The organism is Kibdelosporangium persicum (assembly GCF_013280595.1).
In the GTDB taxonomy this organism is placed as follows: Bacteria; Actinomycetota; Actinomycetes; order Mycobacteriales; family Pseudonocardiaceae; genus Kibdelosporangium; species Kibdelosporangium persicum.
In genome coordinates, this window is record NZ_JAAATY010000008.1 from 130614 (window position 1) to 147238 (window position 16625).

General features: G+C 68.8%; 13 protein-coding genes. 10 read left to right on the top strand and 3 right to left on the bottom strand.

Features of this window, described 5'->3' with window-relative positions:
- The first annotated feature begins 6 nt into the window (after positions 1 to 6).
- The 5 genes from GC106_RS16695 (at position 7) to GC106_RS16715 (ending at position 6951) form a co-directional block, all read left to right on the top strand.
- Complete coding sequence (locus GC106_RS16695; RefSeq protein ID WP_173131012.1) at positions 7 to 2607, top strand: sensor histidine kinase; 2601 nt, start codon at positions 7 to 9, stop codon at positions 2605 to 2607.
- The gene (locus GC106_RS16700) at positions 2604 to 3035 is read left to right on the top strand and encodes a roadblock/LC7 domain-containing protein (RefSeq protein ID WP_033389312.1); all 432 of its coding nucleotides are present in this window, start codon (positions 2604 to 2606) and stop codon (positions 3033 to 3035) included. Before GC106_RS16695 ends, GC106_RS16700 begins: the two co-directional genes overlap by 4 nt.
- Positions 3036 to 3046: 11 nt before the next feature.
- The gene (locus tag GC106_RS16705; RefSeq protein WP_173131015.1) at positions 3047 to 3409 is read left to right on the top strand and encodes a DUF742 domain-containing protein; all 363 of its coding nucleotides are present in this window, start codon (positions 3047 to 3049) and stop codon (positions 3407 to 3409) included.
- Complete coding sequence (locus GC106_RS16710; RefSeq protein WP_173131018.1) at positions 3387 to 3995, top strand: GTP-binding protein; 609 nt, start codon at positions 3387 to 3389, stop codon at positions 3993 to 3995. The genes GC106_RS16705 and GC106_RS16710 overlap by 23 nt, the downstream gene beginning before the upstream one ends.
- Before the next feature lie 148 nt (positions 3996 to 4143).
- Positions 4144 to 6951 carry an AfsR/SARP family transcriptional regulator gene (locus tag GC106_RS16715; protein ID WP_173131021.1) on the top strand — a complete coding sequence of 936 codons (2808 nt, stop codon included), beginning with the start codon at positions 4144 to 4146 and terminating at the stop codon, positions 6949 to 6951.
- 10 nt (positions 6952 to 6961) lie between these two features.
- Here GC106_RS16715 and GC106_RS16720 read toward each other — a convergent pair whose 3' ends face one another.
- Positions 6962 to 7672: an AfsR/SARP family transcriptional regulator gene (locus GC106_RS16720; protein WP_173131024.1), complete on the bottom strand. Its 711-nt coding sequence runs from the start codon at positions 7670 to 7672 to the stop codon at positions 6962 to 6964.
- A gap of 280 nt (positions 7673 to 7952) precedes the next feature.
- Here GC106_RS16720 and GC106_RS16725 point away from each other — a divergent pair, with 280 nt between their 5' ends.
- Positions 7953 to 10118, top strand: coding sequence for an ATP-binding protein (locus tag GC106_RS16725; protein ID WP_173131027.1), 2166 nt, complete (start codon positions 7953 to 7955; stop codon positions 10116 to 10118).
- A gap of 399 nt (positions 10119 to 10517) precedes the next feature.
- Entirely contained in the window at positions 10518 to 11696 is a 1179-nt protein-coding gene (locus tag GC106_RS16730; RefSeq protein ID WP_173131030.1) for a cytochrome P450, read from the top strand.
- Between the two features lie 54 nt (positions 11697 to 11750).
- On the opposite strand, the gene GC106_RS16735 is transcribed toward GC106_RS16730, so the two are convergent.
- The gene (locus GC106_RS16735; RefSeq protein ID WP_173131033.1) at positions 11751 to 12185 is read right to left on the bottom strand and encodes a YybH family protein; all 435 of its coding nucleotides are present in this window, start codon (positions 12183 to 12185) and stop codon (positions 11751 to 11753) included.
- Positions 12186 to 12285: 100 nt separating this feature from the next.
- Here GC106_RS16735 and GC106_RS16740 point away from each other — a divergent pair, with 100 nt between their 5' ends.
- From GC106_RS16740 to GC106_RS16750, 3 genes are read left to right on the top strand one after another with little or no spacing between them, the layout of a single operon-like run.
- Positions 12286 to 12645 carry a YciI family protein gene (locus GC106_RS16740; protein WP_173131036.1) on the top strand — a complete coding sequence of 120 codons (360 nt, stop codon included), beginning with the start codon at positions 12286 to 12288 and terminating at the stop codon, positions 12643 to 12645.
- Entirely contained in the window at positions 12642 to 13823 is a 1182-nt protein-coding gene (locus GC106_RS16745) for an RNA polymerase sigma factor (RefSeq protein ID WP_173131039.1), read from the top strand. Before GC106_RS16740 ends, GC106_RS16745 begins: the two co-directional genes overlap by 4 nt.
- Before the next feature lie 20 nt (positions 13824 to 13843).
- Positions 13844 to 14257: a CoA-binding protein gene (locus GC106_RS16750; RefSeq protein WP_173131042.1), complete on the top strand. Its 414-nt coding sequence runs from the start codon at positions 13844 to 13846 to the stop codon at positions 14255 to 14257.
- Positions 14258 to 14310: 53 nt separating this feature from the next.
- Here GC106_RS16750 and GC106_RS16755 read toward each other — a convergent pair whose 3' ends face one another.
- Positions 14311 to 16572: an ATP-binding cassette domain-containing protein gene (locus GC106_RS16755; protein WP_173131045.1), complete on the bottom strand. Its 2262-nt coding sequence runs from the start codon at positions 16570 to 16572 to the stop codon at positions 14311 to 14313.
- Positions 16573 to 16625 lie beyond the last annotated feature (53 nt).

Below are 16625 nucleotides of genomic sequence, written 5' to 3' on the forward strand. Positions count from 1 at the left end.
GGCGGCATGAAGCACCTGAAGAGACCGCCGGGGCGGGACGGCGGCGGGAAGCTGCTCGGCAGGCTCGGCATCCGGGGCAAGCTGAACCTGCTCCTCCTGCTGCCGCTGGCGGCGGTGCTGATGGTCGCGACACCGTTCGTCATCGTGCAGGCCAACAGTGCCGCCTCGGCGGGCCAGACCGCGGACGCCGCGCGGTACACACGTGAAGTCGGTGGCCTGGTGTGGGAACTGCAGCGGGAGCGGCTGCTCACCACCGCGTACCTGGCCTCGCCGGGCGCGGACAGCTCGGCGATGGAACGCCAGCAGCGCAAGGTGGACGACACCGTCGGGCAGGTCCGGTCGTCGCTGGGCGGCGAGATCTCCGACGAGCTCTCGTCGGCGCTGGTCCGGGTCGGTTCGCTGAACGAGTTGCGGCAGGGCGCGTCGCGGCGCGGCGTGTCGGCCGACAGCGTGGCCCGTACGTTCCACGCGATCGTCCAGGCGATCATCGACTCGCTTCGCCTTGTGCCGCAGGTGACCAGTGACGCCGAGGGCACCAGGCAGCTGACCGCACTCGAAGCGTTGTTGCGCGCCAACGAATACGGCGAGCTGCGCGGTATGGCGCTGATCGCGACCGCGCTCAACCGGACGACCGGTCAGGTCCTGCTGGACGACGCGGCCCAGCAGGCGAAGATGTTCACCGAGCGGTTCGTCCAGCAGGCGGACGTCGAGCACGCCGCACTCGTCGTGCAGGTGGCGGAAGGCGATCCCGCGCAGGCCGTCGAGGACCTCGCGGCGCGGATGCCCCAGGACACCCGCAATCCCGCCGCCCTTGAGGCGTATGCCAATGACGCGTTGACGACCGTCGGCGCGCAGTCAGGTCTGCGCCGTACGGTCCAGGACCGCGTCACCAGTCAGCTGACGGATGCCGCGACGTCCCGTGCGGACAGCGCGCAAAGCGTCGCGTGGCTGGTCGGCGGCGGCGCTGCCGCCCTGTTCGCGTTGGTGGCGTTCCTGACCGTGATCGTGAGCAGGTCGATCGCGTCGCCGCTCAGGCAGCTGACCGACGCGGCGACGAACGTCGCCCAGCTCGCCGAGTCCGAACTGGTCCGGGTCAGCGACACCGAGACCGCCGAGGCACAGGCACCGCGGCTGACCGAAATCAAGGTCCCCTCCGGCGACGAAATCGGCCAGCTGGCCGTCGCGTTCAACCGGGTGCAGTCGACCGCTGCCGGGCTGGTCGAGCGCCAGGCGATCACCCGGCACAACGTCAGTCTGATGTTCGCCAACGTCGCCCAGCGCACCCAGAACCTGGTGGGCCGCCAGCTCGCCCTGGTCGACGAACTGGAGCGCGACGAGCAGGACTCCCGTCTGCTGGAACGGCTCTACCAGCTCGACCACCTCTCCACCCGGCTTCGCCGCAGCGCCGACAACCTGCTCGTGGTCGCCGGTACCCGGACCGACACCGGGCTGGGCGGGCCGATGCCGCTGGCCAACGCGATGCGCTCGGCACTCGCCGAGATCGAGGACTACCAACGGGTCCGGCTCGGCGACATGGATGAGGTCACGTGTGCGTCGTCGCTGGGCACCGACCTGGTGCTGGTGTTCGCCGAGTTGCTGGAGAACGCGACGTCCTTCTCCCCGCCGGACACGAGTGTCGAGGTCAACACCGCGTTCACCAACGAGGGCGCGTGCATGATCAGCATCGTCGACCACGGCATCGGCATGAAGCCGCAGCAGCTGGCCGAGGAGAACCGGCGTCTGGTCGACCGGGAACGTCTCGACGTGGCACCGACCAGTGTGCTCGGCCTGTTCGTGGTCGGGCGGCTGGCCCGGCGGCACTCGCTGGCCGTCGACCTGGTTCCCACGCACGGCGGCGGTGTCACGGCGCGAGTCGCCATTCCGCCCACGCTGTTCACCCGGCCCGCTCCGCCACCCGAACCCGCGGGCTTCGCGGGCGCGGCTCAGCAAGGCGCGGCACGTCCCCGGCTGGAAATGCCGGACGTGCCGGAGATGCGAATCCCGCCCGCGCGGCACAGCGCCGGGTTCTCGTGGTTCCCCGAGCACCACCCCGACGTGACACCCGATCCTCCGCCACCGGTGGCGCAACCGGTCGCCACGGCCCCGGCGGGCAACGGCGAACCGGAGGCCCGTGGCGGGTTGAAGCGGCGAGTCGCGGGCGCGCAGATCCCCGGCGGCGCGGCGATTCCGGCCAAACCGGGTGTGGTGTCCGCACCGGTGGCGGCGCGCGTGACGCCCCACGACCCGGCGGCGGCCCGTACGGCCCTGGACGGGTTCCAGGAGGCCTTCGCCAAGGTGGCCGCCGAGCCGCCGAGCGTGACGGCCCCGGTTCCGGTCGGTGCGGCCCCGGCGAAGCCGCAGGCACCCGAGGCACGGCCGGCGACGCGAGACGGCCTCACCCGGCGGGTGCCGGGCGCCAGCCTCGCCCCCGGTCTGCGCACGATGAAGACGACGAGTGCACCTCCCCTACCGGCCCAGCCGAAGTACAAGGCACGGGACCCGGAGGCCGAGAAGGCCTCGCTGGACGCGTTCGCCAGCGGACTCGCTCGTGCCGGAGCACGGAGGACCGGCGTTGACCCTGATCCGACGAAAGAGAGCACCCCATGATCACGCCCCCTGGAGTCAGCACCGAGGCCCAGAACTTCAACTGGCTCGTGAGCCGCTTCGCCCAGGGCACCGCCGGGGCGATCGCGGCGATCGCGGTGTCCGCCGACGGCCTGCTGATCGCGATGTCCTCGGATCTGGCGCGGCAGAACGCCGACCGTCTCGCGGCGATCGCGTCGGCCATGCTGGGCCTGGCCAACGGCGTGTCCGACACGCACCCGCTCGGCCAGCCGGACAAGATCATCATCGAGCTGGAGCGCGGCTACCTGCTCGTCTGCACGATCAGCATCGGCTGCTCGCTCGGCGTGCTGGCCACCAAACAGGCCAGTCTCGGCACCATCGCCTACGAGATGGCGATGTTCGCCAACCGGGCCAGTGCCGTGCTGACCCCGCAGTTGATCGAGGAACTCAAGAACTCCGTCGGCCAATAGGGGGTGCAGGCATGACCGGCAGACAGGACGATCCCGACGTCTCGTTGTTGCGCCCGTACCTGATGACGTCCGGGCGCACCAAACCCGTCGATCACACCATCGAGATCGAAGCCCAGGTGATGACCAGCACCCTGGGGGCCAACTCGGTGCAGAACCTGACGTTCGAGCGGCGCGACATCCTCTCGTTGTGCCGCCGGACGATGTCCGTCGCCGAGATCGCCGCGATGCTCAAGCTGCACATCGGCGTGGCCAGGGTGCTGGTGGCCGACCTCGCGGCACTGGGTTACGTCGTCGTGCGCAGACCAGAAGCCGAAACCCCGCAGGACCTCCGCATGATCGAAAGGGTCATCCGTGGACTCGAAGCCCTTCGCTGAACCGACGTCCGGGGCGCCGAAGAAGCCGCCGGCACCGGTCAAGATCGTCATCGCGGGCGGGTTCGGCGTCGGCAAGACCACCGCCGTGGCGTCCATCTCCGAGATCCCGCCGCTGCGCACCGAGGCCGTGATGACCTCGGCGGCCGCCGAGATCGACCGCACCGGGCACGTGCCCGCCAAGACCACCACCACCGTGGCGATGGACTTCGGCTGCATCACCATCGACGACGAGGTCAAGCTGTACCTGTTCGGCACGCCCGGCCAGGACCGGTTCGGCTTCATGTGGCACGACCTGGTGGTCGGCGCGCTGGGTGCGCTGGTCATCGTGGACACCCGCAGGCTCGACGACTGCTACCCGGCGGTCGACTACTTCGAGAAGGCCGGCGTGCCCTTCGTGGTGGCGGTGAACAAGTTCGACGGGATGCTCAACCACGACCTCAACGACGTGCGCTGGGCGCTGGCGGTGTCCGACGAGGTCCCGCTGGTCACGTTCGACGCCCGCGAGAAGCTGTCGGTCCGCGACGCCCTGTTGGCCGTGCTGCGCAACACCTTCAGCCGGGCGCAGGCCCGCGCGGCGGCACCCTGACCCGGACAGCCCCGCCCGAACAGCGCTGGCTGAACGGCACTGGCTCATCACCCGGCTGATCTTCACCGGCTGATCTTCACCGGCCGCGGGATGATGGCATCATTGCGCCCGGGAGCAGTCCACCTCTGGGGAGCAGGGAGAGGTGCCGGTGAGCTCAGCCGTCAGGTTCGCACTGCTGGGGCCGTTGCGAGCATGGCGTCACGGGGCCGAGATCGACCTCGGACCACCCCAGCAACGTCTGCTGCTGGCGTTGTTGCTGGTGAACGGTGGCAAACCGGTCAGTCTCGACTCGCTGGTCGACCTGCTGTGGGAGGACGAACCGCCGTCCAGCGCTGTCAACGTGGTGCATCGTTACGTCGGCACGCTGAGGCGGCTCTTCGAACCGGACCTGCCGACCAGGGCCACCGGCTCGTGGCTGATCAGGGAGGCGGGCTCGTACCGGCTCGCGGTGACCGCCGAGTCGTCCGATGTGGTCGAGTACCGGCAGAACACCGCCCGGGCCCGGCGACTGGCCGAGGCGGGCGCTCAGCGCGAGGCCGTCAGCGCTTACCTCGCGGGGTTGAAGCTGTGGCAAGGCCGCGTCGCGCACGGCGTGGTCGCGCCTGCCCGCGCGAAGGCGATCTTCCTCGACCTGGACCACGAAGGCTGTCAGGTGGTTTGCGAGGCCGCCGACGTGGCGCTGGAGTGCGGCCGGGCCGCCGACCTCGTGCCGTTCCTGCGCATGGCGGTGTCGTTGGACGAGTACAACGAGGCGATGCAGGCCCGGCTGATGCGGGTGCTGGCCGCGACCGGCAACCAGGCCGCCGCGTTGCGGACGTACGAGACCATCCGCGACAAACTGGCCGACGACCTCGGCGTCGACCCGGGTCCTGAGCTGACGGGCGCGTTCCGCGAGGTGCTGACGTCACCGGCGCCCGACGAGACACCGCTGATCGCGCCGGTGGTCCGGCCCGCTCAGCTGCCACCGGACCTGCCCGCGTTCGCCGGCCGGTCGGCCGAGCTCAGGCAGCTCGAATCGTGGCTGCCGGACCAGCCGCGGGGCCTGGTCACGATCGCGATCGACGGGATGCCCGGCGCGGGCAAGACGACGCTGGCCGTGCACTGGGCGCACAGGGTCGCCGACCGGTTCCCCGACGGCCAGCTCTACATCAACATGCGCGGCTTCGACCCGGACCACGCCCAGCTCACCGCGGCCGAAGCGCTGCGCGGGCTGCTCGACGCCCTGGGCATCAACACAAGCCGGATACCGGCCACCGTCGACGCGCAGTCGGCGCTGTACCGCAGCGTGCTGTCCAACCGCCGGGTGCTCGTGCTGATCGACAACGCCCGTGAGGTCGCGGACATCCGGCCGCTGCTGCCCGCGTCGGCGGGCTGCCTGGTGATCGTGACCAGCCGCAACCGCCTGGCCGGGCTGGTCGCCGCCGAAGGCGCGCAGGCGATGACGTTGCACGCGCTCTCGGCCGAGGAGGCCAGGGAGACCCTGATCCGCAGGCTCGGCCGGGAGAAGGTCGAGCACGAGGCCGAAGCGGTCGAGGAGATCATCGCCCTGTGCGGCCGCCTGCCGCTGGCGCTGGCGATCGTGGCCGCCCGGGCCGCGGCCTATCCGCACTTCCCGTTGAGCGCCATCATCGCCAAGCTCAAACAGGCGAAGGGCACCTTGCAGGGATTCCGCGACGACGACGGCGAACTGGACGTGCACACCGCTTTCTCGTGGTCGTACCGGATCCTCAGCACTGAGGCGGCACGGCTTTTCCGGTTGCTGTCGGTGCACATCGGCGCGGAGACCTCGGTCGGGGCGGCGGCCAGTATCGGCGGGCTGCCGGTCGGCCGTGCGCAGGCGTTGCTCGACGAGCTGACGCGTATCCGGTTTCTCACCGAACACGAGCCTGGCCGGTACCTCGCACACGACCTGATCCGGACGTACGCGGTCGAACAGCGCATGGAGCTGGATTCGGCGCAGGACACGCACGAGGCCCTCGGCCGGTTGCTGGACTACTACGTGCACAACACGTATCAGGCGTACTTGCGGCTGCCGCCGCACCAGGTCTTCCCGCCACCACCGCCACCACGGCCCGGTGTGCCCATTGTGGACATCCCGGACCAGGCGGCCGCGCTGAACTGGTTCGCCGCCGAGCGGCACGTGATCGGCCTGCTGGTGAAAACCGCGGCGGAGCACGGATTCCTGCCGTACACCTGGTATCTGGCCATCACGATCCAGCACTACTACCAACGCAGGGGGCTCGCCCACGAGTGGGAGTCCGCCGCCAGCACGGCACTGGCAGCGGCGATCCTGGCCGACGACACCTACGTGCTGGCCAGGATGCACCGCAGCATGGCGGGCGCGCAGTGGCTGTTGAAAAGACCCGAGCGGGCCCTCGAACACCTCAAGCGCACCGAGGAACTGCTGGCCGAACTGGACGACACGAGCGGTTTCCCTTACGTGTACAGCAATTACGGGACCGTCCTGGCCGACATGGGGCGTGCGGAGGAAGCCGCCGAGTACCACCGCAAAGCGCTGGACCTCTACGAACAGACCGGCGACCGCAAAGGCCAGGCGATCTCGTTGCAGGTCCTGGCGACCCACGCGGGACAGCTCGGCCACAACGAGGACGCGCTGGACCTGGCCGACCGGGCCATGGAGATCTACCGCGCGATCGGCGACCGGCACGGCGAAGGCAACAGCTGGGAAGCGCTCGGCCGGATCCACATCGCACTCGGCGACCACCAGAGGGCCGTGCACAGCCTCAAACAGGCCGTGGAGATCTACCGTGAGGTGCACGCGCTGGCCGAGGCCGCGAACGTGCTGATCCTGCTCGGCGACACGATGAACACCTCCACCGCCACCCGGGAGGCGATCTCCGCCTGGCAGACCGCGCTGGCCATCTTCGAGGAGCTCCGGCTGCCCGAGAGCGACGAAGTCCGTGCGCGGATCAAGGCACACCACGACAGTTCGTAACCAGCGCTGGTCACGCCGATTCGACGTACACCTCCTCGCCGGCGAGCACCATCGCCTGCAACCGGCGCAAGGCAGGCGCGGGATTCCGGATCTCCCGGTACAGCGCGAGCGCTTCGGCGCGCCGGTCGGCCAGCGCGAGCGCCGTCATCAACAGCTCGACGAACACGTCCCGGCCGGGGTGCATCCGTACCAGGTGTTCAAGCTCGGCGATCAGTTCGAGGTGCGCGCCCCGGCGCAGCTTGACGCGGTAGAGCTCTTCGAGCACCTGCAGCCGCCGTTCGGCCAGCCGCCGCCGTTCGGCGTCCGCCCACGGGCCCGGGACCTTCTGCAACGCGTCACCGCGCCACAGCGCGAGGGCCGCGGTGAGCGCCTCTTCGGCCTCCTTCGGGCACCTCGCGGCTTTTCCGCGCCAGTAGAGCCGTTCCACCCGGCCGACGTCCAACTGGTCCTTGCCGACCCGCAGGACGTAGCCGCTCGGCGCGCTCTCGACCTCGGTTCGCAGGACGCGGCGCAGCCCCGAGACGTAGCTGTGCAGGTTGCTGGCCGCGCTCGCCGGCTCGGGTTCGCCCCAGACCGCACGGATGATCGCGTCACGGGACACGACCTGGCCGGCGTGGGACGCCAGCACGGCGAGCACTGCCCGTTGCCGCGCCGAGCCCAGGGCCAGCTCCTTGCCGTCTTGCAGGACCCGGACCGGGCCAAGGAGCTCGATGCTTGTCATGGTGACGACAGTAGGCAGCAGGTGTGGACAAAGAGTGAGTGCTTTGTTACCGCCTAAACTCACGGCGAAACCGCAGCTCAGAGCCGTTTCGGCGGACGCGGGGTCACTCGCGCGGTCAGTCGGGCGTGCTCGGCGGTCACTGCGCGTCCGACCGGACCGACCACACCACGTAATCACTCAAGGTAACAATGGCGTATCAGTGAGTGATCATGGCGAAAGTCCTGGTCCGTTCGGCTCACACTGGCCAGTGGTGTAGCCGTACCAGCCAGGGGTGGTGCTGGTGGAGTTCCGCGTACCCGTGCTTCGTGATCTGCCGAGAGACACACCGTCCTTCACCGGGCGGGAGGACCTGCTCGCCCGGTTGGACCGCTTGACCGGTCCGGCCATCGTGGCGATCGACGGTCCGCCAGGAGCGGGCAAGACAGCGTTGGTGACACATTGGGCGCGCACCCGTCACCACCGTTTCCGCGACGGCGTCCTCTACGCCGACCTCCAGGGCTACGCGATGGGCCCGCCGGAGGACCCCGCGATCGTGATGACGACGTTCCTGAACGTCCTGGGCGCGACGGCACCGGCGAGCACCGAGGAGCGTGCAGCGGTGTTGCGGCACCTGCTCGCCGACCGCGAGGTGCTCGTGTTCCTCGACAACGTCCGGGATTCCTCCCACGTCCAGCCATTGCTGGCGGCCCTGACGCCGTGCCCGGTGATCATCACGAGCAGGCAGCAGCTGACGAAGCTCGTCTACCACGAAGGCGCCGAACGGCTGACCGTCGGGCCGCTCAGCGAGGACGCGGCGAAGGAGCTGCTGTTCCGGCGGATCGGCAGCCGGTGCTGGGACTCCCCGGAGGCGGTGGCGGCCTTGGCGACCCTCTGCGCACGATTACCGTTGGCGCTGCGGATCGTCAGCGAACACGTCGCCGCGCGGGACACAGCGCCCATCGAGGACTTGGTGGCGGATCTCCGGGACGCGGGGCGCCTGCTGGACGCGGGACCGCACGGCGACGACGTCACCACGAGCCTGCGCACGGTGTTCTCGTGGTCGCACCGGGCACTTTCGGCCCACGCGGCCCGGTTGTTCCAGTGCCTGGGGCTGCACCCGACGCCTCGGTTCAGCGCCCAGGCCGCGGCCGCCGTCTCGGGCCTGGGCCACGAACACGTCCACCGGGCCTTGGACGACCTGATCGGCGCCCACCTGATCCAGCAAAGCGCCGCCGATCGCTACTTCCTGCACGACATGATCCACGCGTACGCGGCCGACCTCGCGGCGTCGGACCCGGAAAGCCCCGCGGCGCTGAGAAGACTGGTCGACTGGTACCTGCGCACGGCGACCAACGCACGCAAACATCTCATTCCCGACGACCATCCCGTGCCACTGCTCCAGTCCGATGTAGACCTGCGGCCGCGGACGTTCGGCACCGGCGCCCAAGCGCTGCGGTGGTGTCTTGACGAGCGCTCCACTTTGGTCGCCGTCACCCGGCTGGCCGCACGGCACGGCCTGCACAACCACACCTGGCGGCTGGCCGCGGCCATGGAAGGTCTCGCCGACCGGTTCATCGATCTCGATCAGCAGGTCGACGTCTTCGAGCTCGGCCACGAGTCGGCGACGCGGGTCGGCAACATGAAGGCCGCCGCGGGCAATCTCAACAACCTCGGCAAGGCACTCATCTCGTTGCGCAGGCTGGACGAGGCACAGCAGTGCTTCGAGTGGGCGCTGCCGATCTTCCACGAGGAAGCCGACCGGTACGGCGCCGCGATCGCCAGGCACAACCTCGGCACGATCCGCCTGCTGCGCGGCGATCCGCGGCGGGCGATCACCGTGTACGAAGAGGTGCTCACCGAATTCGTCGAGATGGAGAAAGAGTGGTCCCAGGGGCACGTCCACCAGAAACTCGGTGACTGCCGACGTGCCCTCGACCAGCTCGACGAAGCGGCACGGTGTTACCACCTGGCGCTGGCACTGCGGACGAAGATCAACGACGTGCGTGGGCAAGGCATCACGCTGGCGGCACTGGCCCAGTTGAACGTGGCGCAGGGCAACGTCGGCGCGGCGATCGACTACTGCGAGGCGAGCCTGCGCGTGCACCGGCAGACCGCGGACCAGGCCAACACCGCCCAGACGCTGTGCACGCTGGCGACGGCGTTGACGGACCGCGAGCCAAGTCAGGCGGCAGCGCACGCACAGGCCGCCGTGGACATCTACCGGGACCTGAATCCGCATGAGCACGCGAAGGCGCTGACTGTGCTCGCCGCGATCCACGAGAAGACCGGTGATCTGGCGAACGCCAGGGACACGTGGGCTCTCGTGCACAGAACCCTTGTGGCCCTGGGAGATCCGGATGCGGCGGAGGCGGAGCGACAGCTCAGGGCGATCGAACGGGCCATGTCCGGCATCCCGGACCCACGGCCGGACTCCACAAAAATCGTGGACAGCAAGGACAATTCGTAAGGGGAGGCGCCCCGACGCGCCTCCCACCACGGCATCAGGCCGGGGCTGACGTCATTCCATACCACAGAACGGTCAGTCCGGCCAGCGCCGGAGCGACAGACCCGTAAGCGATCACCCGACAGAACTTCGGGAGATTCCGCATTCGCTACTCCTCGGCGGCTGGTTCGTGATCTTGCCGATCTGCGTCACAGGATGACACAGCCACGATTCGTGCCGCCGACCGGGTCCCCGGACACGACCTTTCGGCCCAAGGCGAACACTCAGAGTCGCGCGCGCTTCGCTTTGGGTGATTCCGTTCGTGCCCTATCGGGTGGCGAATGGGTCATCATCGGCCCGCGGCCGATGACAGCCGGCCCGTCCCGGCGATGTAGTGGCAGACGACCTACTCGAGGAGGCTCCATGATCACGGCTGCGGAAAGCAGGTTCGCGTCCGGCTCAGCCGATCCGGCGTCGTTCGGGCGTGATCTGGCCGAGCTCGGCCGTCGGCACGGCACCGTCTTCGACGAGTACATGGGTGCGCTGGTTGTCCTGCGGCACAAAGATGTCTCCGCCGGGTTGCGCGACCCCAACACGTTCAGCACCAGCTTCTACGGCGTCGGGCCGATGGCCTCGATGATGATCGCCCACGGCGGCGCCGAGCACGCCCGGCAACGCCGGATCCACAACCGCTTCTTCAGCCCGGCGGCGAGCGAGCGCTATGCCTCGCGGGTCGTGCCGATCGCGGAGCGGAACTTCGAGCGGCTCGTCGGGCTGGACCGGGCCGAGCTCGTCGGCGACGTGCTGGCGCGCTACCCGATGGAGGTCTTCCTCGACCTGCTCGGCATTCCGAACGACCTCGGCGACCGAGGGCTTGAATGGGTGCGCGCGATCGTGGCCTGGACCGGGTCGCCCATGAACGAGGAACTCGCCGCTCCCGGACAGCACGCGTTCGACGAACTGCGGGCGTACGCCGCCAAGCTGGTCGAGGCCGAGCGTACGGCCCCGAGCGACAACCTGCTCGGCGAGATCGTGCGGGCACACCTGGAGGAAGGCGGCTTCTCGGTCGACGCGTGCACGGTCGCCGTGGTCAGTCTCCTGCTCGGCGGGCTGGAGACCACCATCCAGATGCTGTCGGCCACGATCGCGTCGCTGCTGCTGAACCCGGACGCCCTCGCGCGGCTGAACACGAACCGCGCCCTGTGCGATGCCGCCATCGACGAGGCGTTCCGGTGGGCCAGCCCGTCCGCGGGCCTGTACCGCCTTGTCACGTCCGATGTGGACGTCGACGGCGTGCCGGTCAAGGCGGGCGACATGGTCTACCTCTGCATCGCGGCCGCGCACTTCGACGAACTGGCGTACCCGCGGCCGGAGGTGTACGACCTCGAACGGCGACCCAGCCACCTCGGTTTCGGCCTGGGACCGCACTACTGCGTCGGTGCCCCGTTGGCACGGATCGAGGTCCGGGCCGCGCTCGACGCGTTGCTCGACCGCTTCCCAGGTATCCGCCTGGAACGCCCGCTGAACTTCTTCTACGGCGCCCGCGGATTCGTCCAGCACGGCACCGAGCAACTCCCCGTCCTGCTCACCTCCCCCTCGTGAGTGTTTATCGGTGTTCTAACCCTGATAACCACTCACGAGGGGTGACCTGCGGGTTTACGGTTTGAGGTCGAGGGCGGCGGAGAAGGTGCCGTCCATGTGGAACGGTGTCGAGCTGTGCTCGTGGGTGACGCGCCAGTCGCCGTCGATCTTGCGCAGGCAGACCGTCACCCGGAACCACAGGTCGAACCGTTCGGGGCTGCCGAGCGGGACCGCGGACAGCCGGTGCATGCTGTGCGTGTACGCCACGTCCGCGCCCGCGATCACTTCGAGGTCCCTGATCTCGTAGTCGACCGGGCCGTCGAAGGTGGCGAACCAGGTCCTCAGCGCCTGAGCGTCCCGCGGTGCGGTGTTGCGCAGGGGCGGGGCGAGGTCGTACTTGACGATCCCGGGCGAGTACTGGCCGACGATCGCCTCCGCGTCGCCCGCGGTCATCGCGGCCTGGTAGCCGCCCGCGAGTTGCCGGATACGGGCCTCGTCTTGGCTGGTCATGATGTTCTTCCTCCCTGGTGTGAGTACCTTGCACCGGGGACGTAGAGGCCGGCACGACGTTCTCGACATGCCCGGCGAGAAATTTTTCGGGGAGGCAGCCGTGAAGTACCTGATCATGATCCAGATGAACCCGTCGGCCAGAGCGATGTGGGAGAGCCTGACCGACGAGCAGCGCGCGGACGGCTACCAGCTCCACAAGGACATGGTGTCCCGGCTGGAGGCGTCGGGTGAGCTGGTGGTCTCCGAGGCGCTGGCGGACGTCTCGCTGACCAGGCGCGTCAACGTCAAGGACGGCGTCGTCACCACGACCGACGGGCCGTTCGCCGAGGTCAAGGAGTACCTGGCGGGCTTCTACCTGGTGGACTGCGAGAACATCGACCGTGCGATCGAGCACGCCGCCCGGCTGCCGGAGGCCGGATTGGGCCTTGTCGAGGTACGGCCGGTGATGGAGCTTCCGTGAACGTTCTGCTCCGGGACCTCGCGCCGCAAGTGTTGAGTGCCTTGGTGCGCAAGTTCGGCGACTTCGACTCGTGCGAGGACGCCGTCCAGGAGGCGCTGCTCGCCGCTTCGGTGCAGTGGCCCGGGCAGGGCATGCCGGACAATCCGAAGAACTGGCTGATCACGGTCGCGGCGCGGCGGCGGATCGAGCTTCTGCGGAGCGAGACGGCACGTCAGCGTCGCGAGGAGACGGTCGCGACGATGGTGCCCGCCGACCCGTCACACGTGCCTGGTGTGGACGACACGCTTGAGTTGTTCCTGCTGTGCTGTCACCCGTCGCTGACCGAGGCTTCGCAGGTCGCGCTCACCCTGCGGGCGGTCGGCGGGCTGACCACGGCCGAGATCGCGCGGGCCTATCTCGTGCCGGAAGCGACCGTGGCGCAACGGATCAGCCGGGCCAAGCAGAAGATCAAGGCCGCCGGAGCCTCGTTCGAGCAGTCCGGTGACATCCCGGCGGTCCTGCAGGTGCTGTACCTGATCTTCAACGAGGGTTACACGGCCAGCTCCGGTGAGACGCTGCACCGGGTCGAGCTGAGCAGCGAGGCGATCCGTCTGACCAGGCAGCTACGCGCCCGGCTGCCGGACAACGGCGAAGTCACCGGTTTGCTGGCGTTGATGCTGCTGACCGACGCGCGCCGGCCCGCCCGTACCCGCCCTGACGGCGCGCTGGTGCCGCTCGCCGAACAGGACCGGGACCTCTGGAACTCCGCCGCCATCGCCGAAGGTGTGGCCCTGATCAGCTCGACGCTGTCCACGGCGGAGCTCGGGCCGTACCAGATCCAAGCCGCGATCGCGGCCGTGCACTGTGAGGCGCGCAGGGCCGAGGACACGGACTGGCCGCAGATCCTGGCGCTCTACGACGTGCTGGACCGTCTCGCACCGGGACCGATGGTCACGCTGAACCGGATTGTGGCCGTGGCGATGGTGCACGGGCCGTCAACCGCCTTGGACCGGTTGTCCTCAGCACAGGACGACCCCGCTTTGGCCGGCCACCACCGGGTGCACGCCGTCCGGGCACATCTGCTCGACCGTGCCGGTGACCCGGACGCCGCACGCACCGAGTACGAACTGGCCGCGCGCCGCACCCTCAGCCTGCCCGAGCAGCGCTACCTGCGGTCCCGTGCCGCGCGGCTGGCGTAGATCCGACGTAGATTCGAATCATGGAGCGGTGGGCGCGGCCGGACAGCATCCGGTGGATCCTGGAGAACTGCCAGACGTGGGCGATCGTCGGCCTGGCCGACAACCCTCGCCGCGCCGCACACGGCGTGGCCCGTTTCCTGCAACAGCAGGGGAAACGCATCGTCCCGGTCCATCCGTCGGCCGAGACCGTGTGGGGCGAGCAGGGGTACGCCACGCTGGCCGACATCCCGTTCGCCGTGGACTGCGTCGACGTGTTCCGGCGTGCTTCGCAGGCGGGCCAGTTCGCCGACCAAGCCGTGGACATCGGCGCCAAAGCGGTGTGGTTCCAGCTCGGCGTGGTCGACCCCGGCGCCTTCGACCGCGCCACCGAAGCCGGGCTGCGAATGGTGATGGACCGCTGCCCGGCCATCGAATGGCCCCAGTACGGCTCGTGAGTGTTTATCCGTGTTCTAACCCGGATAAACACTCACGAACAGCACGCTGGGGATTAGCCGACGTACTCGCGGAGGTGCCGGGCGGTCAGGGAATCGCTCTTGGTGATCAGTTCCTCCGGGGTTCCGGTGAACACGATCTGCCCGCCGTCGTGGCCCGCGCCGGGGCCCAGGTCGATGATCCAGTCGGCGTGCGCCATCACGGCCTGGTGGTGCTCGATCACGATGACCGTGTTGCCGTCGTCCACGAGCCGGTCGAGCAGGCCGAGCAACTGGTCCACGTCGGCGAGATGCAGGCCGGTCGTCGGCTCGTCGAGCACGTACGTGCTTGCCTTCTCCCCCATGTAGATCGCGAGCTTCAGGCGTTGCCGCTCGCCACCGGACAATGTGGTCAGTGGCTGCCCGAGGCCGAGGTAACCCAGGCCGACGTCGACCATCCGGTCCAGGATCGACCGGGCGTTGCCGGTGGTGAAGAAGTCCCGGGCCTCGGTCACCGACATGGCCAGGACCTCGCTGATGTCCTTGCCGCGCAACTTGTACTCCAGCACCTCGGCGGTGAAGCGCTTGCCCTGGCACTCCTCGCACACCGAGGCCACCCCGGCCATCATCGCCAGGTCGGTGTAGACGAGTCCGATGCCCTTGCACTTCGGGCACGCGCCTTCGGAGTTGGCGCTGAACAACGCCGGTTTCACGCCGTTGGCCCTGGCGAAGGCGGTCCGGATCGGATCGAGCAGGCCGGTGTACGTGGCCGGGTTGCTGCGCCGGGAGCCGCGGATCGGCGACTGGTCGGCGACGCTCACGTCGTCCCTTGTGGACACCGAGCCGTGGATCAGCGAACTCTTGCCGGACCCCGCGACACCGGTCACGACGGTCAGCACACCGAGCGGGATGTCGACGCTGACGTCCTTCAGGTTGTGCAGGTTCGCGCCCGTGATCGAGAGCCGGCCTGTCGGCTGCCGGACGGTGTCGCGCAGTTTGACCTTGTGGTCGAGGTAGCGGCCGGTCAACGTGCCGGACTCCCGCAGACCTCGCAGGTCACCGGCGTAGCAGATGTTGCCGCCGTGGGAGCCCGCGCCGGGGCCGAGGTCGACGACGTAGTCGGCGACCTCGATGACCTCGGGCTTGTGTTCGACGACGAGAACGGTGTTTCCCTTGTCCCGCAGGCGGAGCAGCAGATCGTTCATCCGCTGGATGTCGTGCGGGTGCAGGCCGACCGTCGGTTCGTCGAAGACGTACGTGACGTCGGTGAGGCTGGACCCCAGGTGCCGCACCATTTTCACGCGCTGCGCCTCACCGCCGGACAACGTGGCCGACTCCCGGTCGAGGCTCAGGTACCCCAGTCCGATCTCGACCAGGGAGTCCAGCGTCTCCCGGAGATTGCTCAGCAACGGCGCCACCGACTCGTCGGTGATCTCCCGGACGAACTCGGCCAGCTCGTTGATCTGCATCGACGAGCAGTCCGCGATGTTGCGGCCGTTGATCTTCGACGCCAGCGCCTCCTGGTTGAGCCGCGTCCCGCTACACAGGCCACACGTGTCGAACGTGACCGCGCGGTCGACGAAGGCACGGACGTGCGGCTGCATCGACTCCCGGTCCTTGGCCAGATACAGCCGCTGCACCTTCACCACGAGACCTTCGTAGGTGGTGTTCGTCGTGCCGATCTTGATCTTGGTCGCCGGTTTGTACAGGAAGTCCTGCCACTCCTGCTCGGTGTAGTCGGCCAGCCGGACGTCCGGGTTGACGAACCCGGACAGTGCCAGGCTCTGCCAGTACCAGCCGTCGACGGTGAAGCCGGGAACCGTGATCGCGCCTTCGCGCAGCGACAGGTTCTTGTCGACGAGTTCGTCCACGTCGATCGCGGAGACCCGGCCGAGCCCCTCGCACTCCGGGCACATGCCTTCCGGCAGGTTGAAACTGAAGGCGCCGGACGTGCCGACATACGGTTCACCCAGCCGGGAGAACACGATGCGCAGCATGGTGTACGCGTCGGTCGCGGTGCCCACGGTCGAGCGCGAGTTGGCGCCCATCCGTTCCTGGTCGACCACGATCGCGGCGCTGAGGTTGTACAGCGCGTCCACGTCCGGCCGGCCGAGACTCGGCATGAACGACTGGATGAACGCGGTGTAGGTCTCGTTGATCAGCCGCTGCGACTCGGCCGCGATGGTGCCGAACACCAGCGAGGACTTGCCGGAGCCGGACACCCCGGTGAACACGGTGAGCCTGCGCTTGGGGATGTCGGCCGAGACATTCCTCAGGTTGTTCTCCCGCGCGCCGCGGACCTGGATGACGCCGTGACTGTCCGCAAGATGGTCCCCCATGACACCCCTCCTGATAGCTTACGCCGTAAGGAGATAGTTTAGCAGGCCGGTGT

What these genes read in the sequence shown, in the direction of transcription:
- GC106_RS16730 (WP_173131030.1), top strand. Translation starts at nt 10,518, where the DNA reads ATGATCACGGCTGCGGAAAGCAGGTTCGCGTCCGGCTCAGCCGATCCG.
- GC106_RS16700 (WP_033389312.1), top strand. Translation starts at nt 2,604, where the DNA reads ATGATCACGCCCCCTGGAGTCAGCACCGAGGCCCAGAACTTCAACTGG.
- GC106_RS16755 (WP_173131045.1), bottom strand. Translation starts at nt 16,572, where the DNA reads ATGGGGGACCATCTTGCGGACAGTCACGGCGTCATCCAGGTCCGCGGC.
- GC106_RS16750 (WP_173131042.1), top strand. Translation starts at nt 13,844, where the DNA reads ATGGAGCGGTGGGCGCGGCCGGACAGCATCCGGTGGATCCTGGAGAAC.
- GC106_RS16720 (WP_173131024.1), bottom strand. Translation starts at nt 7,672, where the DNA reads ATGACAAGCATCGAGCTCCTTGGCCCGGTCCGGGTCCTGCAAGACGGC.
- GC106_RS16735 (WP_173131033.1), bottom strand. Translation starts at nt 12,185, where the DNA reads ATGACCAGCCAAGACGAGGCCCGTATCCGGCAACTCGCGGGCGGCTAC.
- GC106_RS16705 (WP_173131015.1), top strand. Translation starts at nt 3,047, where the DNA reads ATGACCGGCAGACAGGACGATCCCGACGTCTCGTTGTTGCGCCCGTAC.
- GC106_RS16695 (WP_173131012.1), top strand. Translation starts at nt 7, where the DNA reads ATGAAGCACCTGAAGAGACCGCCGGGGCGGGACGGCGGCGGGAAGCTG.